The 25,166-nt window shown below is 69.6% G+C and carries 16 protein-coding genes; 12 read left to right on the top strand and 4 right to left on the bottom strand.

Annotated features, from left to right (window positions below; all coding sequences use genetic code 11):
• Nucleotides 1–514: 514 nt before the first annotated feature.
• Nucleotides 515–733 carry a hypothetical protein gene (locus HWX14_RS03090; protein WP_175881502.1) on the bottom strand — a complete coding sequence of 73 codons (219 nt, stop codon included), beginning with the start codon at nt 731–733 and terminating at the stop codon, nt 515–517.
• A 23-nt stretch (nt 734–756) separates the two neighbouring features.
• Here HWX14_RS03090 and HWX14_RS03085 point away from each other — a divergent pair, with 23 nt between their 5' ends.
• The 4 genes from HWX14_RS03085 to HWX14_RS03070 all read left to right on the top strand — a co-directional run bounded on the left by HWX14_RS03085 (nt 757) and on the right by HWX14_RS03070 (nt 5,628).
• Nucleotides 757–1,269, top strand: a complete 513-nt coding sequence (locus HWX14_RS03085; RefSeq protein ID WP_175881501.1) for a fimbrial protein — start codon at nt 757–759, stop codon at nt 1,267–1,269.
• A 122-nt stretch (nt 1,270–1,391) separates the two neighbouring features.
• Entirely contained in the window at nt 1,392–3,845 is a 2,454-nt protein-coding gene (locus HWX14_RS03080) for a fimbria/pilus outer membrane usher protein (protein WP_175882340.1), read from the top strand.
• Between the two features lie 17 nt (nt 3,846–3,862).
• Nucleotides 3,863–4,609, top strand: a complete 747-nt coding sequence (locus HWX14_RS03075; RefSeq protein WP_175881500.1) for a molecular chaperone — start codon at nt 3,863–3,865, stop codon at nt 4,607–4,609.
• Nucleotides 4,606–5,628 (top strand): fimbrial protein, encoded by a 1,023-nt coding sequence (locus HWX14_RS03070; RefSeq protein ID WP_175881499.1) that lies wholly within the window; start codon nt 4,606–4,608, stop codon nt 5,626–5,628. The genes HWX14_RS03075 and HWX14_RS03070 overlap by 4 nt, the downstream gene beginning before the upstream one ends.
• 159 nt (nt 5,629–5,787) lie before the next feature.
• On the opposite strand, the gene HWX14_RS03065 is transcribed toward HWX14_RS03070, so the two are convergent.
• Nucleotides 5,788–5,925, bottom strand: coding sequence for an HHHH-motif protein (locus HWX14_RS03065; RefSeq protein ID WP_172593442.1), 138 nt, complete (start codon nt 5,923–5,925; stop codon nt 5,788–5,790).
• Nucleotides 5,926–5,971: 46 nt separating this feature from the next.
• Nucleotides 5,972–6,223 (bottom strand): hypothetical protein, encoded by a 252-nt coding sequence (locus HWX14_RS03060; protein ID WP_175881498.1) that lies wholly within the window; start codon nt 6,221–6,223, stop codon nt 5,972–5,974.
• Nucleotides 6,224–6,516: 293 nt separating this feature from the next.
• Here HWX14_RS03060 and HWX14_RS03055 point away from each other — a divergent pair, with 293 nt between their 5' ends.
• The 7 genes from HWX14_RS03055 to HWX14_RS03025 all read left to right on the top strand — a co-directional run bounded on the left by HWX14_RS03055 (nt 6,517) and on the right by HWX14_RS03025 (nt 13,301).
• Nucleotides 6,517–7,185: an RNA polymerase factor sigma-70 gene (locus tag HWX14_RS03055; RefSeq protein WP_175881497.1), complete on the top strand. Its 669-nt coding sequence runs from the start codon at nt 6,517–6,519 to the stop codon at nt 7,183–7,185.
• 85 nt (nt 7,186–7,270) lie between these two features.
• Nucleotides 7,271–7,513, top strand: coding sequence for an MbtH family NRPS accessory protein (locus HWX14_RS03050; protein WP_006476052.1), 243 nt, complete (start codon nt 7,271–7,273; stop codon nt 7,511–7,513).
• A 47-nt stretch (nt 7,514–7,560) separates the two neighbouring features.
• On the top strand, nt 7,561–8,568 hold the full coding sequence (locus HWX14_RS03045; RefSeq protein WP_175881496.1) for a TauD/TfdA family dioxygenase: 1,008 nt from the start codon (nt 7,561–7,563) through the stop codon (nt 8,566–8,568).
• Nucleotides 8,568–9,416 carry an ABC transporter ATP-binding protein gene (locus HWX14_RS03040; protein WP_175881495.1) on the top strand — a complete coding sequence of 283 codons (849 nt, stop codon included), beginning with the start codon at nt 8,568–8,570 and terminating at the stop codon, nt 9,414–9,416. The genes HWX14_RS03045 and HWX14_RS03040 overlap by 1 nt, the downstream gene beginning before the upstream one ends.
• On the top strand, nt 9,413–11,482 hold the full coding sequence (gene fhuB / locus HWX14_RS03035) for a Fe(3+)-hydroxamate ABC transporter permease FhuB (protein WP_175881494.1): 2,070 nt from the start codon (nt 9,413–9,415) through the stop codon (nt 11,480–11,482). Before HWX14_RS03040 ends, fhuB begins: the two co-directional genes overlap by 4 nt.
• Entirely contained in the window at nt 11,479–12,279 is an 801-nt protein-coding gene (gene fhuF, locus HWX14_RS03030; RefSeq protein WP_175881493.1) for a siderophore-iron reductase FhuF, read from the top strand. The genes fhuB and fhuF overlap by 4 nt, the downstream gene beginning before the upstream one ends.
• The gene (locus tag HWX14_RS03025; RefSeq protein ID WP_175881492.1) at nt 12,276–13,301 is read left to right on the top strand and encodes an iron-siderophore ABC transporter substrate-binding protein; all 1,026 of its coding nucleotides are present in this window, start codon (nt 12,276–12,278) and stop codon (nt 13,299–13,301) included. The genes fhuF and HWX14_RS03025 overlap by 4 nt, the downstream gene beginning before the upstream one ends.
• 189 nt (nt 13,302–13,490) lie before the next feature.
• Here HWX14_RS03025 and HWX14_RS03020 read toward each other — a convergent pair whose 3' ends face one another.
• The gene (locus tag HWX14_RS03020) at nt 13,491–15,236 is read right to left on the bottom strand and encodes a cyclic peptide export ABC transporter (protein WP_175881491.1); all 1,746 of its coding nucleotides are present in this window, start codon (nt 15,234–15,236) and stop codon (nt 13,491–13,493) included.
• Between the two features lie 269 nt (nt 15,237–15,505).
• Between HWX14_RS03020 and HWX14_RS03015 the strand changes: the two genes are divergently transcribed.
• Nucleotides 15,506–25,165 carry a non-ribosomal peptide synthetase gene (locus tag HWX14_RS03015; RefSeq protein ID WP_175881490.1) on the top strand — a complete coding sequence of 3,220 codons (9,660 nt, stop codon included), beginning with the start codon at nt 15,506–15,508 and terminating at the stop codon, nt 25,163–25,165.
• The last annotated feature ends 1 nt before the right edge of the window (nt 25,166 follow it).

The following is a 25,166-nucleotide window of genomic DNA, read 5'->3' as shown; positions in this document are numbered from 1 at the left end:
CGCCCGCCGTATCGCCGATCGTCATCGGCGCTTTCTCTCGCTGTTCAGCGCGCCCTTTTCCTCTCTCGACAGGGCGGAAGCGCGGCTTCCGCCACCACCCGCATCCGGCGATCGATCGTGTCGCCCGCCGGCGCAAACGTGTGCCGCGCCTCTTCCTTTTTCATCTCGTCCAATCCGGCATGCCAGTCATGTTCCGGCGGCCGCACATCCGCACGATTCAAGATCTGTAATTGACGATCCAATTAATCAATGTATTGGAATTAATGGCGGCGACAAAGTGCCGCGGTAAAACGTTTGTATGCTTTTCGCAATCGTTTGCGCGATAAATCCGTATTGATGAAATGCCATCGTTAATTTCCTGTCAGTTGAAAATGATTCGATATTCGCGTTGTAATCGGGCAACGATGGCGGCGCTGGACATTGTTTTGTCCTTTGAGTGGCCGTCTCGCGCAAGCCGACGCCGACAAGGCCGGGCGTGGCGGCGATGATTATGGGCAGGAAATTCCCTTGATCTTCAATCGGTTCCGGAAAATAAAAAAGGACTGCGGATAAAAAATCCGGGATTGAAGATCGAAAGGAAAGAATCGGGTTTTAGAGCGATAAATCGAACATTGTCAGAAGCATTTGACAATGATTTACAGAAATCTTTCACGGTTATCTCGATAATGCCGCCTCGTGTCGGACGGGAGCCACCACACGCTGCCGTTTGTGTCCGCCACGTCATCCATTCCATTTGCAGTCCTTACGGGAAACGTCATGAAAAAATCCATCCTGTCCGCTGTTGCACTCGCGGCCCTGTCCACCTCGGCCTTCGCAGCGGGCACCGGCACGATCAACTTCACGGGCGAGATCGTCGCGGGCGCATGCGGCATCGATGCGGGTTCGGTCAATCAGACCGTGCAACTCGGCAAGGTGCCGACGCATACCTTCACGAAAGCGGGTGACAAGTCCACGCCGGTTGCCTTCCAGATCAAGCTGACGGATTGCGACACCAGCGTCTCGAAGCAAGCGAAGTTCACGTTCACGGGCACGTCGAACGCCACGCAGCCGAAGCTGCTCGCGACGATCGGCTCCGCGACCAACGTCGGTATCCGCCTGCAGAGCGCGTCGGGTGAAGACCTCGACAACGGCGTCGAGCAAGCTGCGCCGACGATGCTGTCGAACGGCGACAACGTCGTGAAATTCGCGGCACGCTACGAAGCGACGGCCGCCGGCGTGACGGCGGGTACGGCCGACGCCGTCGCCAACTTCACGGTCCGCTACGAATAAGCGTCCGTGCCGGAGGAGGGGTGCGTGCATCCCTTCCTCCTTCTTCTTTCCGCCTGTTTTCCTTCCCCTCGGACTTCCGGTAGCACCGCGTGCGAATCAGACATTCCTTCCTTTGCGTCTCCGTGCTGGTGGTCGGCAGCCAGAGCCATGCGACGGAATTCAATTCGTCGTTCCTCGACATCGACGGAACGAGCAACGTCGACCTGTCGCAGTTCTCGCAAGCCGATTTCACGCTGCCCGGCGAGTACATGCTCGACGTGCAGGTCAACGACCTGTATCTCGGGCTGCAGCCGATCGAATTCGTGGCCGTCGATGCGACGGGCGCGGGCAAGCCGTGCCTGCGACCGGCGCTCGTCGCGCGGTTCGGCCTGAAGCCGTCGCTGGTCAAGGACCTGCCGCGCTTCCGGGGCGGCAGTTGCGTCGACCTGGCTGCGATCGAAGGGGCGACCGTGCGTTACCTGAAGAGCGACGGGCGGCTCAAGATCACGATTCCGCAAGCCGCGCTCGAATTCACCGATTCGACCTACCTGCCGCCGGACCACTGGTCCGAAGGAATTCCCGGCGCGATGCTCGACTATCGCGTGATCGCGAACACGAACCGCAACTTCGGTGCGGGCGGCGGGCAGACGAATGCGATCCAGGCGTACGGGACGGTGGGCGCGAACTGGGATGCATGGCGCTTTCGCGGCGACTACCAGGCGCAATCGAACGTGGGCAATACCGCGTACGCGGACCGCACGTTCCGCTTCAGCCGGCTTTATGCGTTTCGCGCGCTGCCGTCGATCCAGTCGACGGTGACGTTCGGCGACGACTACCTGAGCTCGGACATTTTCGACACGTTCGCGCTGACGGGCGCGTCGATCCGCAGCGACGACCGCATGCTGCCGCCGTCGCTGCGCGGCTATGCGCCGCTGATCTCGGGCGTCGCGCGCACCAACGCGACCGTGACCGTGTCGCAGGCCGGCCGCGTGCTGTACGTGACGCGCGTGTCGCCGGGCGCGTTCGCGCTGCAGAACATCAACACGAGCGTGCAGGGCACGCTCGACGTCGCGGTCGAGGAAGAGGACGGCAGCGTGCAGCGTTTCCAGGTGACGACGGCCGCCGTGCCGTTCCTCGCGCGCACCGGCCAGTTGCGCTACAAGGCCGCGGTCGGCAAGCCGCGGCTGTTCGGCGGCGCCGGCATCACGCCGTTCTTCGGCTTCGGCGAGGCCGCATACGGGCTGCCGCTCGACTTCACGCTGTACGGCGGTTTCATCGCGGCGTCCGGCTATACGTCGATCGCGCTCGGCATCGGCCACGATTTCGGCGCCTTCGGCGCGGTATCGGCCGACGTCACCCGCGCCCGCGCGCGCCTGTGGTGGAACGGCGCGACGCGCAACGGCAATTCGTACCGCGTCAACTATTCGAAGCACTTCGACTCGCTCGATGCCGACGTGCGCTTCTTCGGCTACCGTTTTTCGGAACGCGAGTACACGAACTTCGCGCAGTTCACCGGCGACCCGACGTCGTACGGCCTCGCCAACAGCAAGCAGCGCTATTCGGCGACGATGTCGAAGCGTTTCGGCGACACGTCGACCTATTTCTCGTACGACCAGACGACCTACTGGGCGCGTGCGTCCGAGCAGCGGGTCGGCCTGACGCTCACGCGTGCGTTCTCGATCGGCACGCTGCGCAACCTGAACGTCAGCGTGTCGGCATTCCGCACGCAGAGCGCGGGCACGAGCGGCAACGAGTTCTCGGTCACCGCGACGCTGCCGATCGGCGGCCGCCACACCGTCACGTCGAACCTGACGACGGGCAACGGCAGCACCAGCGTGAACGCCGGCTACATCTACGACGATCCGGCCGGCCGCACTTACCAGGTCAATGCGGGCGCGACCGACGGCCGCGCATCGGCGAACGCGAGCTTCCGCCAGCGCACGTCGGCGTACCAGCTCACCGCGCAGGCCTCGACGCTCGCCAATGCGTATGCGGCCGCGTCGCTCGAAGTCGACGGCTCGTTCGTCGCGACGCAGTACGGCGTGTCCGCGCACGCGAACGGCAATGCGGGCGATACGCGGCTGCTGGTATCGACCGACGGCGTGCCCGACGTGCCGCTGTCCGGCACGCTCGCGCACACCGATTCGCGCGGCTACGCGGTGCTCGACGGCATCTCGCCGTACAACGTGTACGACGCGACGGTCAACGTCGAGAAGCTGCCGCTCGAAGTGCAGGTGACGAACCCGATCCAGCGCATGGTGCTGACCGACGGTGCGATCGGCTTCGTGAAGTTCTCCGCCGCGCGCGGCAGCAACCTGTACCTGACGCTGACCGATGCGGCCGGCAAGGCGCTGCCGTTCGGCGCGTCGGTGCAGGACGCGGCGAACGGCAAGGAGCTCGGCATCGTCGGCGAGGGCGGTGCGGCGTTCCTGACCCAGGTTCAGCCGAAATCCGTGCTGGCGGTACGGGCGGGCGAACGCACGCTGTGCACGATCGACGCCCTGCCGAACCAGCTCCAACTCGAAGGCACGCCGATTCCGGTGACGTGCCGGACACCCGGCGAGTCGCATGCGGCGGCCGCGCGGGTCGACCGATGATTTTCATGGATCCAGCGATGAAGAACCTTTTCTCCCTTTCTTTCCCGCGGCGCGCGCTGTGCGTGTTCGCGACCGTCGGCGCGGTGCTGGCAGGCGCCGCGCATGCGGCGATCGTGCCCGACCGCACGCGCGTGATCTTCAACGAAGGCGAGCAGGCCGCGATCGTGACGATCACCAACAAGAGCACGACGTATCCGTATCTCGTGCAGTCGTGGCTCGAGGACGCGAAGGGCAACAAGACCACGTCGCCGCTGATGGTCGTGCCGCCGCTGCAACGCATCGAGGCGAACGAGCGCAACGTGCTGCGGATCGCGAAGCTGCCGGGCACCGAGCTGCCGGCCGATCGCGAAACGGTGTTCTACCTGAACATCCGCGAAGTGCCGCCGAAGACCGACACGCCGAACACGCTGCAGATCGCGCTGCATACGCAGATGAAACTGTTCTACCGGCCGAAGGCCGTGCAGCCTGCGCGCGACGAGGACTGGACGCTGCCGATGACGTTGCGCTTCGATGCGGCCGCGCACAAGCTGGTGTTCGACAACCCGACGCCGTACCACGTGACGGTGGTCGACGTGAGCGCGGGCGCGCAGAAGACGCCGGTGCCGATCGAGCCGACGATGGTGAGCCCGATGAGCACGGCCGACGTGCCGTTCAAGGTCGCGACGCCGTCGACGCTGTTCGTCACGCACATCGACGATTACGGCGGCCAGGTGGCGGTCGAGTATGCGTGCGAGGCCGGTGTGTGCAAGAGCGTGAAGAAATGAGCGGGGGAATACGCGATCGGGTGTCGCCGGCCGCATGGTTGCGCGGGGTCGTACTCGTGCTGCTGGTCGCGGCGGTGCAGCCAGCATGGGCGCTGCGCTGCCTGACCAACAGCGGCGCGACTTCGTTGACCGAGCCGATCGGCGGCGTGGCGTCGTATCCGACCGACGCGCCGGACGGCTACGTGATCTGGGTGTCGCCGGTGCGCACCACGTCGGGGTATTGCTACAAGGATCTGGGTGACGCCGGCAGCCTGAAGGTGGTCGACAACATCTACTTCTACGCGAATCCGAATCGCACGGACCCTGCCGCGTGGGGGCTCGAGATCGGCATCCGCTACAAGGGCATCGATTATTTCGACAAGACCAGCAATCGCGGCGGCGGGGTGTTTACCGGGTATTCGGTGCCGCCGTGCAGCCGGTACGACTTCGACCGGGGGCGTTGCCAGCGGACCAGCATCAGCATCGACTACCAGGTCGTCGTGCGCAAGAAGGGCAACTGGGTCCAGCCGCCGAGCGATATCTATACGGTGTTCCAGTTCGACGGCGAGTTCGGGCTGAATGCGTTCGGCACGAGCTTCCAGTACCGGCTGAGCGGCCTGCGCAACCTCAAGCCGACGCCGTGCTTCGTCGACGTGCTCGTGACGCCCGAACCGGGCATCGTCAATTTCGGGCAGGTGCAGGCGGTCGGCAACGGCTTCCTGCCGGCGGTGCCGCGCAAGCGGTTCTCGTTGTCGTTGACCAAGAAGTGCAACGTCGCGGTGCGGGTGGACGGGTATTTCGAAACGAGCTTTCCGGTTCAGAACGGTTTGCTGGTGCCGGCGAAGGACAGCAATTTCGGTATCGGCATCGAGGACAGCCAGGGCAAGGCGATTCCGTTCAACGAACAGTTCACCCTCGCGCAATTCCCGTCCAACGTGATGAACCAGAGCGTATTGATGGACGCGGTGCTGAAGTCGTTCGGGCCGCCGAAGATCGGTCGGTTCGACGCGACGGCGACGATCCGCTTGTTCATCTATTGATAGGGACGGCGACGCCGGGGCCACATTCCTCCGCACGGCCCGCGATGCGCGAGCAGAGCGCACGTGGATTCCGATGAGGCGGGCACCCGCGCAATTCGAGCCGCCAAAACGAAAAAAGCGCCGGCGTGCCGGCGCTTTCCCGCGTCTGCCGCGCGATGCTCAACGCACCCAGTGGCACACCCGGTGATGGTGATGCTCGAAGTGACACACGCGGTGCGGATGCGCTTCGGCGATGGCCGGCACGAGCACGGCAGCGGCCACGGCGGCGGCGGCGAGGGTTTTCAGTAGCGTCTTCATGTCGAGGTCCTGTCGTTCAATGATGGATCAAGGGTGCGCAGCGGCATCACCACTGCGGCCGTGGTTCGTCGCGGCGGTCGTCACGGTAGTCGTCCCGACGATCATCGCGGCGATCGTCACGCGGGCCGGCATGCCGGGCTTCCCAGTCGCGGCGCTCCCAGTAGCGATTGCCGTCCCAGTAACGATCGCCATGCCAGCCGATCGTGACTTCGGCAGGGCCGGGGTAGGCGACGCAGCCGGTGAGCATCACGCTCGACAGCGCGCCCACCAGGACGGCGGATAACACGATGGATTTCATGTTGTTCTCCCTTGGAAACGGCAAGTCGATCGTACGAGCCCTCGAAATTTCACGTGGTAAGAAGTTGCTACCGCCGATGACACGTGCAAGCCCGTCGTCAGAATCGCGAAAGCATGCGTCGGCGAAGTGCAAGCCGTCTGCGCCGCGCAGACGCGTACCTGTCCGCCCGGGCAGCGATTCCGGCAATTGTTCAGACAAATCCTGACAACCTGAGGGGTCATCCTGTAATCGGATTGAGAATGATTTGCGTTTACGTTAAATTCCCTTATCTCGGAATTTGACGGAGCAGATCGATGGCCATGGCGGAAGTGCTCGACCGACCGGCGGCGGCAGCGGCAAACCCGTTCCTCGGCAGTTATCCGGACCTGCCGCCGCGCGCCGCGCCGCGTGCGCGCCGGGCGTCCGAGCCCCGTGCGCAGGGCGCGCTGCTCGACGTGCTGATCTCGCATCGCGCGATGCTCGTCAACGTCGCGCGCGGCTTCGTCGGCTGCGCGAGCCGCGCGGAGGACGTCGTGCACGACGTGTTCGTGAAGCTCGTCGAATTCCCGAACCAGGACGCGGTGCGCCAGCCGGTCGCGTACGTGACGCGGATGGTGCGCAATGCGTCGATCGACGCGTGCCGCCGGCAAAGCCTGGAAAACGTCTATCACACCGAAGAAGACGACGGCTACGACGTGCCGTCGCCCGAGCCGACGCCGGAAGCCGCGCTGATGACGCGCGATACGCTGCGGCGCGTGTGGGCCGCGCTCGACGACCTGCCGGCGCGCAGCCGTGCCGCATTCGAGATGGTGCGGCTGCGCGAGGAGACGCTGCAGACCGCGGCGCGCGCGCTGAACGTGTCGCAGACGCTCGTGCATTTCATGGTGCGCGACGCGGAGCGCCACTGCGCGGAATGCCTCGACGCGTGCCATCGCGGCGTCGCCTGCCCGGTGTTCCTGGGCGGCCGCGCACGGCGACGGTAAAAAAACGCGCCGGCCAACCGTCTATCAGACAGGAGCGGCCGAATTCGCCGCTTCGCCTCCTTCAACCGCCCAGCGATTTCCGATCATGACGCAAGCCCCGACGCCTTCCGCCGACACCGACGATCTCGTCTATACGGTCGTCATCAACGACGAAGAACAGTATTCGATCTGGCCGACGTTCCGGCCCGTGCCCGCCGGCTGGCGCGAGGTCGGCGTGAGCGGCCCGAAGGCCGACTGTCTCGCACACATCGAAACCGTCTGGACCGACATGCGCCCCGCGAGCCTGCGCCGCGCGATGGACGGCGAGCGCGCGACGCGCGCGTCGTGACCTGCTGCGCCGCGCGGGTGCGGCGCGCCACCTGAAGAGGACGTTGCATGACCCTGCTTTCGTTGCCGACGCTCGACGATCTGCGTATCGAGCCGGGGCTGCCCACCGTCGTGTCGCCGCGCGGCGACGACGGGATGTCGATCGACGACGTCGCGCCGCTCGCGCGCGAGATCGCGGCCGACACGCTCGAACGGGCGGGCGGCGTGCTGTTCACGGGCTTTCGCGTGCCGTCGATCGACACGTTCCAGCAATTCGCGGCATCGTTCGGCGATCCGCTGATCGGCTATGAATACGCGTCGACGCCGCGCAGCCAGGTCGAGGGCGCGGTCTACACGTCGACCGAATATCCGCCGCACCGCGCGATTCCGCTGCACAACGAGCAGTCGTACACGCGCGAATGGCCGCTGCGGATCTGGTTCCACTGCGCGCTCGCCGCGCCGAAGGGCGGCGCGACGCCGATCGCGGACAGCCGCGCCGTGTACCGCGCGCTCGATCCGGCGCTCGTCGCGCGCTTCGAGAAGCGCGAGCTGCTGTACGTGCGCAATTTCGGGCAGGGGCTCGATCTGCCGTGGCAGCAGTCGTTCGGCACCGACGAGCCGGCCGAGGTCGAGCGGATGTGCGCGGCGCGCGGCATCGAATGCACGTGGCGCACCGACGATGACGGCGAGCTGCTGCTGCGCACGCGCGAACGCTGCCAGGCCGTCGCGCGGCATCCGCGCACGGGGGACCGCGTGTGGTTCAACCAGGCGAACCTGTTTCACCTGTCGGCGCTCGACGACGACATGCAGGAAGCGCTCGTCGATGCGGTCGGGCTCGAGAACGTGCCGCGCAACGTGTATTACGGCGACGGCGAACCGCTCGAGGCCGACGCGCTCGCGCAGATCCGCGGCGTGCTCGACCAGCAGCGCATCGTGTTCCCGTGGCGCACCGGCGACGTGCTGATGCTCGACAACATGCTGACCGCGCATGCGCGCGACCCGTTCGAGGGGCCGCGCAAGGTCGTCGTCGCGATGGCGCAGAGTTACACGGTCCCGCGCGACCGAACGGAGGATTGATGACGCGTCGTACCGCCGCGCTTGCCGCGCGCGGGCTGTCGGTGGGATATCGCGACCATGTCGTGATCGACGGGCTGGACCTGTCGATCGCGGCCGGCCGCGTGACCGCGCTGTGCGGACCGAACGGCTGCGGCAAGAGCACGCTGCTGCGCACGCTCGCGGGCCTGCAGCCCGTGCGTGCCGGCCATGTCGACGTGAACGGCAAGCCGCTCGCGTCGTTTCGCCGTCGCGCGCTCGCGCGCGAGCTGACGATGCTCGCGCAATTCAACCAGATTCCGTCGGGCCTCACGGTGCGCGAGCTCGTCGCGTACGGGCGCTATGCGTACGGCGGCTTCCTGCGCGGCCTGTCGCGCGCCGATCATGCGGCGATCGACGAGGCGCTCGACACGAGCGGCCTTGCGGACGACGCGGAGCGCGACGTCGGCGCGCTATCGGGCGGCGAACGCCAGCGCGCGTGGATCGCGATGGCGCTCGCGCAGCAGGCGCCGATCGTGCTGCTCGATGAACCGACGACCTATCTCGACATTCATCACCAGCTCGACATCCTCGATGCGCTGCGTGCGCTGAACCGCACGCGCGGGCTCACGATCGTGTGGGTGCTGCACGACCTGAACCAGGCGGCCGCGTACAGCGACGAGATCGTGCTGATGCGCGCGGGCCGCCTCGTCGCGCAGGGCACGCCCGACGCGATGCTCGAGCCGGCGCGGCTGCGCGCGGCGTTCGGCGTCGAGATGCTGAAGCTCGCGCATCCGCAGACGGGCGCGCCGATGTGCGTGCCGGCCTACGGGCCGTCGACCGACGGCGCGCCGCAGGTAGCCGGCGTCTTCGACCGGGATCTCGCCGTATGACGACGTTCGCGATGCGCAAGCGCCTCGCGGCGACGGGCAGGGGGGCGACCCGCGGGCGAGCCGGCGCGATCGGGTTCGGCCTCGTCGCGTTGATCGCGCTGCTCGCGGCGCTGCGGATCGCCCCCGATCTGCGCGTGTGGTGGGACGCGGCGCCCGGCAGCGATGCCGCGTCGCTCGCGCACGTATTGCTGTTCGACCTCAATTTGCCGCGCGTCGCGGCCGCGCTCGTCGCGGGCGGCTGCCTCGGCATCGCCGGCGCACTGTTCCAGTCGCTCACGCGTAATCCGCTCGCGTCGCCCGACCTGCTCGGTGTGACGGGCGGCGCGCAGCTCGGGCTGCTCGCGGCGATGCTGGTGCCGGCGCTGGCGGGCGTCGCGTCGGTGCCGCTGTTGTTCGTCTGCGGGCTCGCGGCCGCCGCGTGCGCGATCGTCGCGGCCGGCGGCTGGCGCGCGACACCGTTGCGGCTCGTGCTCGCGGGCAGCGTGTGCATGCTGCTGTTCGCCGCGCTGTCGACGCTCGTGCTCGCGTTCTTCGAGCAGAACATCGCGGGCGCCGCGCTATGGACCAACGGCAGCCTTTATCAACCGGGCGCGACGGGCCTCGCGCTCGCCGCGCGCTGGCTCGTCGTGCCGCTCGTCGCGCTGCCGTTCGTGATCCGGCCGCTGAATCCGCTCACGCTCGGCGACGATGCGGCGGCCGCGGCCGGCGTGCGCGTCGATGCGACGCGGCTCGCCGCGACGATCGTCGCGGTCGCGTTCACGAGCGTGGCCGTCAGCATCGCGGGCCCGCTGTCGTACGTCGGGCTCGTCGCGCCGAACCTGCTGCGCCAGGTGCGCGGCGCGCGCGCGGCGCGGCTCGGCGTGCTGGTGCCGCTGTCGGCGCTCGCCGGTGGCGCGCTCGTGCTCGTCACCGACAGCGCGGTGCTCGCGTCGGGCCTCGACGCGACGCTGTCGACCGGGGTCGCGATCGCGCTGGTCGGCACGCCGCTGATGCTCGCGATGATCCGGCGCGGCGCCGCGTGGTCGGGCGTGCTGCATGCGGATGCCGAACGCGCGGCGGGTGGCGGCTCGACGCGGCTCGTCTGGCCGCTGCGCACCGTGCTGTTCGTCGTGGCGGGCGTGCTGGTTGTGTTCGTCGGCGTGTCGGCCGGCCCCGAATGGCTGTCGCCCGCACGCTGGTCGGCCGCGCTGTCCGGTCAAGATGCGCTCGCGCGGATGCTGATCGATCTGCGCATGCCGCGTCTGCTGTGCGCACTGCTCGCCGGCGCGTTGCTTGCGGTCAGCGGCGTCGCGATGCAGAGCGTCGTGCGCAATCCGCTCGCGGGCCCGGAAGTGCTCGGCGTCACGCAGGGCGCGGGGCTCGTCACGCTGTTCGCGTTGTCGACGTGGCCGCTGATGGGCCACGTGACGCTTGCCGCCGCCGCGCTGATCGGCGGCGGGCTGTCGCTCGCGATCACGCTCGCGCTGAATCACCGGCATCGCTACGCGCCGCTCGCGGTCGCGCTGACCGGCATCGTGATCGGCGCGCTGTGGACCACGCTCGCGCAATGGCTGATCACGCAGGAAAGCGTGCAGCCCGCGCGCTTCGTCGTGTGGCTCGTCGGCGGCACGTACGGCCGCAGCTGGGGCGAGGTGTCGATGCTGCTGCCGTGGTGCGTGCTCGCGGTGCCGGTGTTCGCGTGGCTCGCGAAACCGCTCGACATGCTGGCGCTCGGCGACGATCAGGCAGCCGCGCTCGGCCTGCCGGTGGCCGCGCTGCGGCCGCTCGCGCTGACGATCGCGACGCTCGCCGCATGCGCGGCCGTCGCGGCGGTCGGGCCGGTCGGCTTCATCGGGCTGATGGCGCCGCACGTCGCGACGATGCTCGGCGCGCGCCGGCATCGCACGCGGCTGTGGCTCGCGGCGGCGTGCGGCGCGCTGATCCTCGGCGTCGCGGATCTCGCGGCGCGCACCGTCGTCGCGCCGCGCGAAGTGCCGGCCGGCGTGCTGACCGCGCTGATCGGCGCACCGTACCTGCTCGGGCTGCTGATTCTCGAGGGGCGCCGCGCCCGGCGCGCGGGACGATGACGCCGTCGCCCGACGGCGCGCGCGCCACGCGCTTTTCCGCGTTCGCGCCGGAACCGTTCGCCGAACACCTCGACGTCGTCTGGCTCGGCATGCCCGACGATGTGCGCGCGCCGGGCCGCATCGTCGTGCCCGTCAGCGCGTTGCCCGAACACCGCGACGCCGTGCTCGGCGCGATGGTCGACCATTACGGCGGCGATCCCGCGCAGCATGCGCGCGCGCTGATGTCGCAATGGAGCAAATACTATTTTGGCCGCGCGGCGCCGGCCGGCGTCGTCGCCGCGCTGACGCTCGGCCGGCCGCTCGACATGACGCCCGAGCGCACGTTCGTCGCGCTCGACGACGGGATGCCGGCCGCGCTGTATTTCGCGAGCGATGCGCTCGGCGCGCCGTGCGACGATCCGGCGCCGCGCTATGCGGGGCTCATCGCGCATCTCGGCGCGGTGATCGACCTGCTCGCGGCGATGGGCCGCGTCACGCCGCGCGTGCTGTGGAGCAACGCCGGCAATCTGCTCGACTACCTGCTCGATACGTATCGTTCGCTGCCGTGCGCGGCCGATCCCGTCCGCGACGCGGACTGGCTGTTCGGTTCGACCTGCGTGCGCGGCGAGCCGAATCCGCTGCGCGTGCCCGTGCGCGATGCCGTGCCGCGCTCGCCGCTGCTGCCGACGCCGTTTCGCGCGCGCCGCGTGTGCTGCCTGCGCTACGAAATTCCTGGAGAAACGCAACTGTGTGGAAGCTGCCCCCTGCTACTGACGATGGACGATGCGGCGCTGGCCGAGCAGGACGCGATCCGGTGACGCACGTCGGCCGCCGGCACGCGCTTGGCACGCTCGCCGCGGCGTTCGGCGCCGCATGCTGCGGCGCGTTTTCCGCGTCGGCGGCGGCCGTTTCCGTGGCCGGGGGCGCCGGCGGTACGCAGGGCACGGTGTCGCTGGCCGGCAACCCGGTGGTGTCGCAGGCCAGCGCGAAGATGCCCGTGCGGCCGCTGCGCGTGGTCGCGCTCGACTTCATGTTCGCGGAAAGCGTGATCGCGCTCGACCTCGTGCCGGTCGGGATGGCCGATACCGCGTTCTACCCCGGCTGGCTCGGCTACCGGAGCGAGCAGCTCACGCACGTGACCGACATCGGCTCGCGGCAGGAGCCGGGGCTCGAGGCGATCGCGGCGGTCAAGCCGGACCTGATCATCGGCGTCGGTTTCCGGCACGCGCCGATCTTCGACGCGCTCGACCGGATCGCGCCGACGATCCTGTTCCAGTTCAGTCCGAACGTGTCGGAAGACGGCGTGCCGGTCACGCAGCTCGACTGGATGCGGCAGATCTTCCGGACGATCGGCGCGGTGATGGGGCGCGATGCGCGCGCGCAGGCGGTCGAAGCGCAACTCGACGCCGGCATCGCGCGCAATGCGGCGCGGCTCGCGGCCGCGGGCCGCCACGGCGAGCGCGTCGCGCTGCTGCAGGATCTCGGCTTGCCCGATCGTTACTGGGCCTATACGGGCAACAGCACGTCGGCGGGCCTCGCGCGGGCGCTCGGGCTCGACCCGTGGCCGAAGAAGCCGACGCGGGAAGGCACGCTGTACGTGACGTCGGCCGATCTGCTGAAGCAGCGCGACCTGGCCGTGCTGTTCGTGACCGCGTCGGGGATGGACGTGCCGCTGTCGGCGAAACTCGATTCGCCGGTGTGGCGTTTCGTGCCCGCGCTGCGTGAGCATCGGATCGCGCTGATCGAGCGCAACATCTGGGGGTTCGGCGGCCCGATGTCGGCGCTGAAGCTGGCCGACGTGATGACCGACACGATGTTGAAGCTGCCGGCCGTGCGTTGAGCATGGCGCGTTGAGCGGCGAACGATGCAGCCGTTGACGGGCAGGGCGTTGTGATCCGTCTGACGACGAGTGGCTTCCGTCTTTCCTTTTCGCTACACGTCAGCCGAATTCCCCGCTGAAACGACAATCGCCGACACACTGCCATTGCAGCGTGTCGGCGATTTTTTCGATCCGACTGTCGTTGTCCTGTTACGCGCTCAGCGCATCGACGCCAGCCTGCGCCCGCAGGCGCGCCGGTTGCGTGTCGCTGACGATGCGCCCGTTGTCGAGCTTCAGCAGACGGTCGGCGAGATCGAAGTAGCGGTCGTCGTGCGTGATCACGATCACGGCCTTGCCGCGCGCGCGCAGCTCGGGCAGCAGTTGCTCGTAGAACACGGCCTTGAACGATGGGTCCTGATCAGCCGCCCATTCGTCGAACAGGTAGAACGGGCGATCTTCCAGATACGCGACGACGAGCGCGAGCCGCTTGCGCTGTCCGGTCGACAGCGCGCGGGTCGAGAACGCGCCGTCGACCACTTTCACCTTGTGGTCGAGCGCGAGTTTCGCGACGAGCGCGTTCGCCCGCGCATCGGCCTGCGCACGGGACGGATCGTCCGGGTCGACGATGCCGAGCAGCGCATCGAACAGGTGGAAATCGTTGAACACCGCGCTGAAGCGCTGTCGGTAGGCCGCGCGCTCGCGCCAGCCGATCGTGCGGCCGTCGACCTCGATCGTGCCTTGTTCGGGCTCGTACAGCCCCGTCAGCACCTTCGCGAGCGTCGTCTTGCCGCTGCCGTTGCCGCCGACGATGAACACGAGTTCGCCCGGCTTGATCGTCAAATCGATCGGCCCGATGCTGAACATCCGTTCGTCGCGTTCGTGGAAATACGCATGCGTGACGCCGCGCAGCGTGACCGCGCCGGCCGGCGGCACGTCGGGCGCATCGGCCGCGGGCGGCACCGTGCGCAGCGCGCCGAACTCGGCCATCACGCCTTCGATCCGCCCGAGCGACACGCGCGCCGCATTGACGGTCGGCAGGTTGTTCAGCAGGCCGTCGAGCGGCACGAGCATGAACAGGAACACGACGACGTAGCCGGCGGCCGCGGCCGGGTCGGCATGCACGCCGAGCTGCGGCCAGAACGACGCGACGCCGAGGAACACGTAGAACAGGAAGATGATCCAGCCGACCCCGACCGCATACGCGCTGAACGCGCGGCGGCGGTGGTCGCGCACCTCGCCGATCGCGGCGCCGAGCTGGCCGTCGACGAATTGGCGCGCGCGCGCATCGTGCAGCTTCAGCTCCTTCGCGCCGGAGAACAGCGAGCCGAGATAGCCGAACAGGCGGTCCTGCGCCTGGCCGGCGGCTTCGAGCGCGGCGATCGCGCGGCGGTCGCCGGTGTGATAGCCGAGCGAGCCGGCGACGATCGCGGCCAGCGCCAGCACGCACACGGGCCAGGACAGCCACGCCAGATAGCCGAGGCAGCCGAACACGATCGAGCCGTGCATGACCAGGTTCGGCAGCGCGAAGAACAGCATCGACACGTTGGTCGCGTCGTCGGTCAGCACCGACTGCACGGGCGCCGCGCCGATCCGCTCGATGTCGCGCAGTTCGGCCGCGCCGACGCGCCGCGCCAGATGCACGCGCAAGCGCGCCATCGTGTCCTGCGACAGGCGGGCGAACAGCGTGCCCGACACGATCCGCGTGACGAGCGCGATCACCGCGCACAGCGCGAAGCGCCACGCGAGCGACGCGTCGGCGGCGCCCGGTTGCGACAGCGCGCGGTTCAGCGTCGCGACGAGCAGCACGCTCGCGACGCCGTTGAGCACGCACGCGGTGAGCGCCAGCGTGAGCGACACGCGGCTTTCGCGCAGCAGTGCAAGGATCAGGCGCGCCGCGGGGCGGCCGGGGGAAGCGTCGAGGGACGGCGGGGAGGAAGGCTCGTGGGCGGCTGTCATCGGCAACGTCGGTAAAGGGAAGGCAGGCAATAACGCGGAAACGGCAAATCTGACGCGAAAGCGGCGGGCGGGTGAGCCCGTTCCGGCTTTCCTCCCTGATAGACGAACGGGCCGCACAAATATTTAGCGACATCGTCAAAAAAAGTCGTCTTACGCACTTCGCGTGCAAAACGGTAAAAAATCGGCCGCGTCGTTCGTCACACCAGTGAAGCCGCCCCAAGCGGCCCCGAGACTTGGCCGAAGCGGCCGGACCGAAGGACTTCATGCACATGACGAGTTTCCCGACTGCGCTGCATCACCGAATCCGCGAACTGGCGCGCATCGCGCCCGACGCGCCCGCCATCGCGGTGCCTTTCCAGAACGACCTGCGCCTGTCGCGCGGTGCGCTCGATGCCCGTGCATCGCAACTCGCCCGGCAACTGCGCGCGGCCGGCGTCGGCGCCGAAGTGCGGGTCGGCGTGTGCGTCGAACGTTCGGTCGAACTGTTCGTCGCGCTGCTGGCCGTGTTGAAGGCTGGCGGCGTGTTCGTGCCGCTCGATCCGCGCCATCCGGCCGCGCGCCTCGACTGGATCGTGCAGGACGCGCACCTGCGGCACGGCATCGTCGACGCCGCCGGCCGCGCGGCGCTCGGCACGCCGTTCGAACACGCGTTCGACGCGACGGTGGAAGCATCGGGCGTCGCGCACGATCACGCGTTCGATGACGACACTGTGACCGTGCATCCGCGGTCGGCCGCCTACATGATCTATACGTCGGGCTCGACCGGCACGCCGAAGGCGGTGGTCGTCGAGCACGGGCCGCTCGCCGCGCATTGCGACGCGCTCGCGGCCGCGCTGCCGATCGAGGCCGGCGACCGTCTGCTGCATTTCGCGTCGGTCAATTTCGACGCCGCGCACGAATGCTGGCTCGCGCCGCTCGCGGTCGGCGCCGGCATCGTCGTGGCGCCGCCGCAGCCGTTCGCGCCGGTCGACGCGCATGCGCTGATGGTGCGCGAAGCAGTCAACGTCGCCGCGTTTCCGCCGGCGTACCTGCGCGAATTCGCGGCCGTCGCCGCGCGCGACGGCGTGCCGCCGGCGTTGCGCGTGCTCGCGTTCGGCGGCGAAGCGCTGCCGCAGCAGGCATTCGAATTCGTGCGTCGCACCTTCCCGGCAGTCCGCCTGATCAACGGTTACGGCCCGACCGAGGCCGTGATCTCGCCGATGCTGTGGCCGGTCGAGCCGGGCGAGACGCCGGTGCTGGCCGCGGACGACGCGTATGCGTCGCTGCCGATCGGCCGCGTGATCGGCCCGCGCGTCGCGCGCATCGACGGCGCCGACACCGACGGGGTGGGCGAACTGCTGCTCGGCGGTGTGTGCGTCGCACGCGGTTATCACGGTCGCGCGGCGCTCACGGCCGAACGTTTCATTCCGGATGTGGACGGCGAACCCGGCGCGCGCGTTTATCGCACCGGCGACCTGGCACGCCTGCGCGACGACGGCGCATACGATTATCTGGGCCGCCTCGACGATCAGGTCCAGGTGCGCGGCGTGCGCGTGGAGCCGGCGGAAATCGCCGCGTGCCTGCGCTCGCACCCGGCCGTCGCCGACGCGGCCGTGATCGCCGACACCACCAACGGGACGACGCGGCTGATCGCGTGCGTCGCGCTGCGCGCGGCGGCCGACGATGCCGCATTGAAGGCGCACGTGGCCGCGCAATTGCCGGCCGCGTGGCAGCCGCACCGGTTCGTGCGGTGCGATGTGCTGCCGTACACGCTGAACGGCAAGCTCGACCGTGCCGCGCTGCGCGAGCGGATTGCCGCCGCGCGTGACACGTCGCAAGCCGCCGGCGATGCGCCGCGCACGCCGACCGAACAACAGATCGCGGGGCTGTGGCAGACGCTGCTGGGCCTCGACGTCACGCCGTCGCGCGACGATCGTTTCTTCGCGCTGGGCGCCGATTCGCTCGCCGCGATGCAGTTGCAGGCCGCGATCCGTGCGGCCGTGCGCGTGAACCTGCGGCTCGACACGCTGTTCGCCGATCCGGCGCTCGCCGAGCTGGCCGAAGCCGTCGATCGCGCGGAACGCGAGACCGGCGAACCGCTGGCCACGATTGCCGCGCGCCGCGCGCCGGCCGATGCGGCCGTGTCGGGTGCGCCGTACGTCGATCGTGCGGCATCGCTCGCCCAGCAACGCTTCTGGGTGCTCGCGCAGACGCGCGACGCAAGCGCCGCATATCACATCGCCGCACACTGGACGATCGACGGCGTGCTCGACCGCGACGCGCTGCAGCGCGCGCTCGATCACGTGATCGGGCGGCACGAAGCGTGGCGCACGACGCTCGTCGACAACGACGACGGCGTCGTGATGCAGCGGATTCATGCGCATCTGCCGGTGTCGATCGCCTCGGTCGACCTGCGCGACCAGCCGCCGGCCGCCCGCGACGCGCAAGCCGCGCGTCTCGCCGAGCGCGACGCGGCCGAGCCGTTCGACCTCGCACACGGCCCGCTGCTGCGCGCAACACTCGTTGCGCTCGCCAATGACCGTCACCGCCTGCTGCTGACCGCGCATCACGCGATCACCGACGGCTGGAGCTCGCGCTGCGCGTTCGACGAACTGTCGGCTGCGTATTGCGCGTATGCCGAAGGCCGTGAGCCGTCGCTGCCTGCATTGCCGATCCAGTACGCCGACTACGCGGACTGGCAGCGCGACATGCTCGCCGGCGGCGAGGGCGAGCGTCAGCTCGCGTACTGGCGCGACGCGTTGCGCGACGTGCCGGGCCCGCTCGCGCTGCCGGCCGACCGGCAACCGGGCGCGACGCGCACGCTGCACGGCGCGCGCGTGTCGGTGCGCCTGCCCGATGCGGTCGCGGCCGACGTGCGGCAACTCGCCCGCGACGCACAGGCAACGGTCTTCACGGTGCTGCTGGCCGCGCTCGACGCATGGCTGTCGCGCCTGACCGGCGAAACGGACGTCGTCGTCGCGGTGCCGGTCGCGCATCGTCAGCGCCCCGAAACGCGTGCGTTGCTGGGTCTGTTCCTGAATACGGTCGCGCTGCGCGTGCGCGTGGCGCCGACGCTGCCGTTCCGTGCGCTCGTCGACGCGGCGCGTACCGCGGCGCTCGACGCGGTCGCGCACCAGGACGTGCCGTTCGAGCGCGTCGTCGACGCGGTGAAGCCGCCCGTCAAGCGCGGCGACGAATGGCTGCGCGTGAAGTTCGCGCAGCAGTTCGACGCACGGCACGACAGCGTGCTGCCGGGCGCGACCGCAGTCGCGACGCCGGGGCCCGATCTCGCCGCGCGTTTCGATTTCGCGCTGGATTTCACCGACGACGCGAACGGCGTCGAACTGGTCGCGGCCTATGCGACCGACTGCATCGAGGCCGATACCGCGCGTGCGTGGCTCGACAGCTATGCGGCGCTCGTCGCGTCCGCCGCCCATGAACCGAACGCCACGACGGCCGCGCTGCCGTGCGATGCCTCGGCTGCGTCGCGCCAGCCGCGCGACGGCCGTGCGCTGCGCATCGAACATGCCGATATCGTCGCCGTATTCGCCCGGCAGGCGGCCGCCTATCCGCATCGCGTCGCGCTTTCCGACGCATCGGCATCGCTGACGTTCGCCGAACTCGACGACGCATCGAACCGCATCGCGCGGGCGCTGACGCAACGCGGCGTGGCCGCCGAAACGGCCGTCGTCGTCTGCATCGAGCGTTCGGCGCGTTTCGTCGTCGGCCTGCTCGGCGTGCTGAAGGCCGGCGCGCTGGCCGTGCTGCTCGACCCCGCGCAGCCGGCCGCGCGACTCGCCGCGGCGGCGGCCGACTGCGGCGCAAGCTGGGCGCTCGTCGCGGAGCCGGCCGCATGGCCGGCCGGCATCGACACGCAGCCGCTCGACGTCGACGCGCTCGCGCAGGACGCGACGCTCGCCCATGCGGCCGGCGTGCGCGTCGCACCGCACCCGGAACAGGGCGCGTACCTGATCTACACGTCGGGCTCGACCGGCACGCCGAAGGGCGTCGTCGTGTCGCACGGCGCGCTGGCCGACTACGTGCAGGGGATGCTCGACGAACTCGCGTTCGCGCCCGACGCATCGTTCGCGATGGTCTCGACGGTCGCCGCCGATCTCGGCCACACGACGCTGTTCGGCGCGTTGTGCGCGGGCCGCACGCTGCACCTGCTGCCGGCCGCGTGCGCGTTCGATCCGGACCTGTTCGCCGACGAAATGCGCCGTCGCGACGTCGGCGTGCTGAAGATCGTGCCGAGCCACCTGCAGGCGCTGCTCGACGCGCGCGTGCCGGCCGACGTGCTGCCGCGCCACGCGCTCGTGACGGGCGGCGAAACGCTGACGTGGGCGCTCGTCGCGCGGCTGGCCGCGCTCGCGCCGGCGTGCCGCGTGATCAACCATTACGGGCCGACCGAAGCGACGGTTGGCGCGATCGCGTGCGACACGGCGTCGATTGCCGCCGATGCACGCGATCCCGCGAGCGGCGTGCCGCTCGGGCTGCCGCTGCCGAATGCGCGCGCGCTGGTGCTCGACGCGTTCGGCGCATGCGTGCCGGCCGGCGCGACCGGCGAGCTGTATCTGGGCGGGCCGGGCGTCGCGCGCGGCTACCTCGGCCGCCCCGCGCAAACGGCGGAGCGCTTCGTGCCCGATCCGTTCACGCCCGGCGCGCGGCTGTATCGCACGGGCGACCGCGTGCGGTTGCGCACGGACGGCCGCCTCGCATTCCTCGGCCGTATCGACGATCAAGTGAAGATTCGCGGCTACCGTGTCGAGCCGGGCGAGGTGAGTGCGGCCGTGCGCGCGGCCGGCCCGATCGCGCAGGCCGAGACGCTCGCGATCGAGCACGATGGCCGCCTGCGGCTCGCGACGTTCGTCGTGATGCGCGACGGCGCGGCATTCGACGAAGCCGCGGTGCGCGCGGCGCTTGCCGCAACGTTGCCCGACTACATGGTGCCTGCGCAATTCGTCGCGCTCGCGCGTCTGCCGGTGACGGCGAACGGCAAGATCGATCGCGCGGCATTGCGCGAACTGGCCGCCGTGCCGGTAGCGGTCGCATCCAGCGATGCGCCGCAGGGCGCGGTCGAAACGGTGCTCGCCGACGTCTGGCAGGCCGTGCTGAAGGCGCCGAAGGTCGGCCGCGACGACAACTTCTTCGAACTTGGCGGCGATTCGATCCTCGTGCTGCAGGTGATCGCCCGTGCGCGCAAGCGCGGCGTGCGTTTCACGCCGAAGCAACTGTTCGACGGGCCGACGGTCGCCGAACTCGCGCGCATCGCGAAAACGGATGACGCGGCTGTTGCCTCGAACCCGGCGGTTGCGCCTGCAACGGTCACGCCGGCCGCCGCGCCGATCCTGACGCCCGCGCAGCAACGCTTCTTCGCGCTCGATATCCCGAACCGCGGCCACTGGAACCAGTCGGTATCGTTCGACGTGCGCGGCGCGTTCGACGCGGACGCATTCGCCCGCGCATTCGACGCGTTGCTCACGCATCACGATGCATTCCGCCAGCGCTTCGCGCGCGGCGCGGACGGCACGTGGCACGCGAGCGATGCGGCGAAGCCGTACGACGCGCTGCCGTTCGTCGAAGTCGCCGCACGCGACGAAGCCGACGCGCTGGCACGCTTCGACGCGCTGCAACGCCGTCTCGACCTCGGCAACGGGCCGCTCGCCTGCGCATGCGCGGCACGACTGCCGGACGGTTCGACGCGGCTCTATCTCGCGATTCACCATGCGATCGTCGACGGCGTGTCGTGGCGCATCCTGCTCGACGACCTGGACACCGCCTACCGCGCCGCATGCGAACGCACGCCGGTTCGCCTGTCGCAGCCGGGCCTGCGCGCGGACGCCTGGGCCGCACGGCTCGCCCGCGCGGCAACGGAACCGGCGTCGCCGTTCGCGGGCGAAGCCGCCTACTGGGCCGGCATGGCGCACGGCGACGACATCGTGGCCGATCACCCCGACGCAGCGGCGACGAACGCCGATGCAGCCGTCGTCGTGCAGACGATCGACGCGGCATTGACCCGCGCCGCACTGACCGACGCGCACGCGGCCTATCGCACACAGACGATCGAGCTGCTCGGCGCGGCGCTCGCGCTGGCGCTGGCCGGCGCGCGCGGCGCCGCATCGTGCCGGGTCGAACTGGAAGGCCATGGCCGCGAAGCGCTGTTCGACGACGCGGAGGCCAGCCGCACGATCGGCTGGCTGACGAGCCATTACCCGGTGACGCTGCCGGTCGAAGCGACGGCCCGCGACACGCTGGGCGCGGTCAAGGACACGCTGCGCGCGGTGCCGCACAAGGGGCTCGGCTTCGGCGTGCTCGCGCACTACGGCGACGCGGCCACGCGTGCGGCGCTGGCCGCCGTGCCGCGCCCGCGCGTCACGTTCAACTATCTGGGCCAGTTCGACGCGCCGCGCGATGCCACGCTCGTTCCGCGTTTCGGCGGCACCGGTGTCGAGCGCGATCCTCGGGGGCCGGTCGGCAATACGCTCGCGATCCATGCGTACCTCGACACGGACAGCGACGGTGCGCGCACGCTGAAAGTGCATTGGGTCTACGGTGCGCCGCAATTCGAACGCGCGACGATCGATGCGTTCGCCGAACGCTTCGCTGCAGCGCTGCGCGATCTCGTCGATGCATGCGCGTCACGCGTCGCGCATCGCGGCGCCGGCGCGACACCGGGCGATTTCCCGCTCGCGCAGGCCGCCGGCCTCACGCAGGCTGCGATCGAGCGCGCGCCGCTCGACTGGCGCACGATCGACGACGTGTATCCGCTGTCGCCGATGCAGCAGGGCATCCTGTTCCATGCGCTGTTCGCACCCGGCCACGCGAGCTACGTGAACCAGCTCGTCGCGACCGCGACCGCGCTGGACGCCGACCGGCTCGCGGCCGCGTTCGACGCGTCCATCGCACGTCACGACATCCTGCGCACGAGCGTGATGCCGGACGAGGCCGCGCCGCTGCAGTGCGTGCATCGTCACGCACGCATGCCGGTCGAGCAGCTCGACTGGCGCACGCGCGGCGACACGCTCGATGCCGATTTCGATGCGTGGCTCGCGGCCGACCGCACGCGCGGCTTCGACTGGCGCGAGCCGCCGCTGATGCGGCTCACGCTGATCCGCGTGACGGACGACGCGTGGCGTGTCGTCTGGACGCGTCATCACGTGCTGCTCGACGGCTGGAGCACCGCGCGCCTGCTCGCCGACGTGCTGCGCGACTACCGCGACCCGGACGCCGTGTCGCCGTTCGCGAGCCGTCCGGCGCTGCGTTATCGCGATTTCATCGCATGGCTCGGCACGCGCGACCGCGACGCCGACGAGCGCTTCTGGACCGAACGCCTGGCGCGGCTCGACGCGCCGACGCTGATCGCGGAACGCACGGCCGACCGCGCGGATGCCGAGATGGTCACGTGGCGCGCGACGCTCGATGCCGACACGACGGCGCGCGTCGCGCAGACCGCCCGCGCGCTGAAACTGACCGTCAACACGCTGGTGCAGGGCGCGTGGGCGCTCGCGCTGCAGCGGATGACGCATCAGCCGGCCGTCGCGTTCGGCGCGACCGTCGCCGGCCGCCCCGATGCGCTCGCGGACGTCGATTCGGTGCTCGGTCTTTTCATCAACACGCTGCCGGTCATCACCGCGCCGGCGCCGCAGCAACGTGCGGCCGACTGGCTGCAAACGCTGCAACGCGAGAACGCGGCGGCCGCCGAACACGCGCACACGCCGCTCGCCGACATCCAGCGCTGGGCGCGCGGGTCGGGCGGCGCACTGTTCGACACGCTGGTCGTGTTCGAGAACTATCCGGTGGACGAGTCGGTGCGCGACGCCGATCCGCGCGCGCTGGCGTTGAGCGGCGTACGCAGCATCGAAGCGACCGATTTCGCGCTGACGCTCGTGATCGAAAGCGGCGCCAAACTGACGATCGACTACGGCTACGACACCGCACGCGTCGATGCGCGTCAGGTCGAGACCTGGCATCGCGCGTTCGCTTGCGCACTCGATGCGCTGGCCCGTACGCCGGACGCGCTGCTCGGCACGCTGTCGATCGCCGACGACGCGACCCGCGACGCGCTGGCTCGCGCGCAGGACACCGCGCAAACATGGCCGGACGCGCAGCGCCAGCCGCTGCATCTGCAATTCATGGACGCCGCGCGCGCGACGCCCGACGCGATCGCGCTCGAATACGCGGACGCTCACGGCCGCGTGCAGCGCGCGACCTATCACGAACTCGACGCCGCTACGTCGCGCATCGCGGCCGCGCTGCGCCGGCGCGGCGTGCAGCCCGACACGCCGGTCGCGCTGTGCGTCGAGCGCTCGTTCGACATGGTGATGGCGCTCGTCGGCGTGCTGAAGGCCGGCGCAGCCTACCTGCCGGTCGATCCCGACTATCCGGCCGAGCGCATTGCATATCTGCTGCGCGAAGCGCGGCCGGCCGTCGCGATCACGCAGGCGCATCTGCGCGAGCAGGTCGAAGCCGCGCTGGGCGACGGCGCCGATACGCAATTGCTGACGGTCGCGGACCTGCTGGCCGACGAAGCGAGCGATATCGACGAAAACACCGTCGCGATCGACGACGCACAGCTCGCGTACCTGATCTACACGTCCGGCTCGACCGGCAAGCCGAAGGGCGCCGGCAACACACACGGCGCGCTCGCGAACCGGATTGCATGGATGCAGCACGCGTACCGGCTGACGCGCGACGACGTCGTGCTGCACAAGACGCCGTTCGGCTTCGACGTGTCGGTGTGGGAATTCGTGTGGCCGCTCGCGATCGGCGCGAAGCTCGCGATCGCCGCGCCGGGCGACCACCGCGATCCGGCCCGTCTGGCCGCCGCGATCCACGCGCACGGCGTGACGGTGCTGCATTTCGTGCCGTCGATGCTCGCCGCGTTCGCCGCGCATCTCGACGATTTCTCGGCGGCCGCGCAATGCGACAGTGTGCGCCTGATCGTCGCGAGCGGGGAGGCGCTGGCGCCCGAACTCGTCGCGAAGATGGCGCGCCTGTTGCCGAACGCGACGCTCGTGAACCTGTACGGGCCGACCGAGGCCGCGATCGACGTGTCGCACTGGACCTGCGGCCCCGACGACGCGAACGCGGTAGCGGTGCCGATCGGCCATCCGATCGCTAACCTGCAACTGCACGTGCTCGATGCCGCGTGGCAGCCGGTGCCGGCCGGCGCGACCGGCGAACTGTATCTCGCGGGCGCGGGCCTCGCGCGCGGCTATCTCGGCCGTCCCGCGTTGACCGCCGAGCGTTTCGTGCCCGATCCGTTCGTGCCGGGCGCCCGCATGTACCGCACCGGCGACCTCGCACGCCGGCGCGCGGACGGCGCGCTCGACTATCTCGGCCGCGTCGACACGCAGGTGAAGCTGCGCGGCCAGCGGATCGAGCCGGGCGAGATCGAGGCGCTGCTGCGCGCGGCGCCGGGCGTGAACGATGCGGTCGTGATCGTGCGCGACGAACAGCTGATCGGCTATGTCGCGCGCGGCGACGCCGGCCCGCTCGACCGTGCGGCGCTGCTCGACGCACTGCGTGCGCAACTGCCGGCGTACATGGTGCCGTCGCAGTTGATCGAGCTCGATGCATTGCCCGTTACGCCGAACGGCAAGTGCGACCGCCATGCGCTGCCCGCGCCGGTGCGTGAAGCAACCGAAGCCGTCGAACTCGCGACCGACACCGAGCGCGCGCTCGCCGACATCTGGCAGCGCGTGCTGCACGTGGACGCGATCGGCCGCGACGACGATTTCTTCCTGCTCGGCGGCCACTCGCTGCTCGCGACGCAGGCCCATGCTCAGGCGAACCTGCACTGGGGACTCGCGCTGCCGCTGCGCACGCTGTTCGACACGCGCACGCTGGCGCGCTGCGCGGAAGCGATCGACGCGGCCTGCGCGGCCCGCGGCGCGACCGATGCGGCGAGCGCGATCGACGCGCTGCTCGGCGAACTGGAAACCCAATAAG

The organism is Burkholderia sp. BCC0044, assembly GCF_902832955.1.
In the GTDB taxonomy this organism is placed as follows: Bacteria; Pseudomonadota; Gammaproteobacteria; order Burkholderiales; family Burkholderiaceae; genus Burkholderia.
Note: the sequence above shows the minus strand (reverse complement) of the source record. Positions and strands in the feature narration are given on the sequence as shown.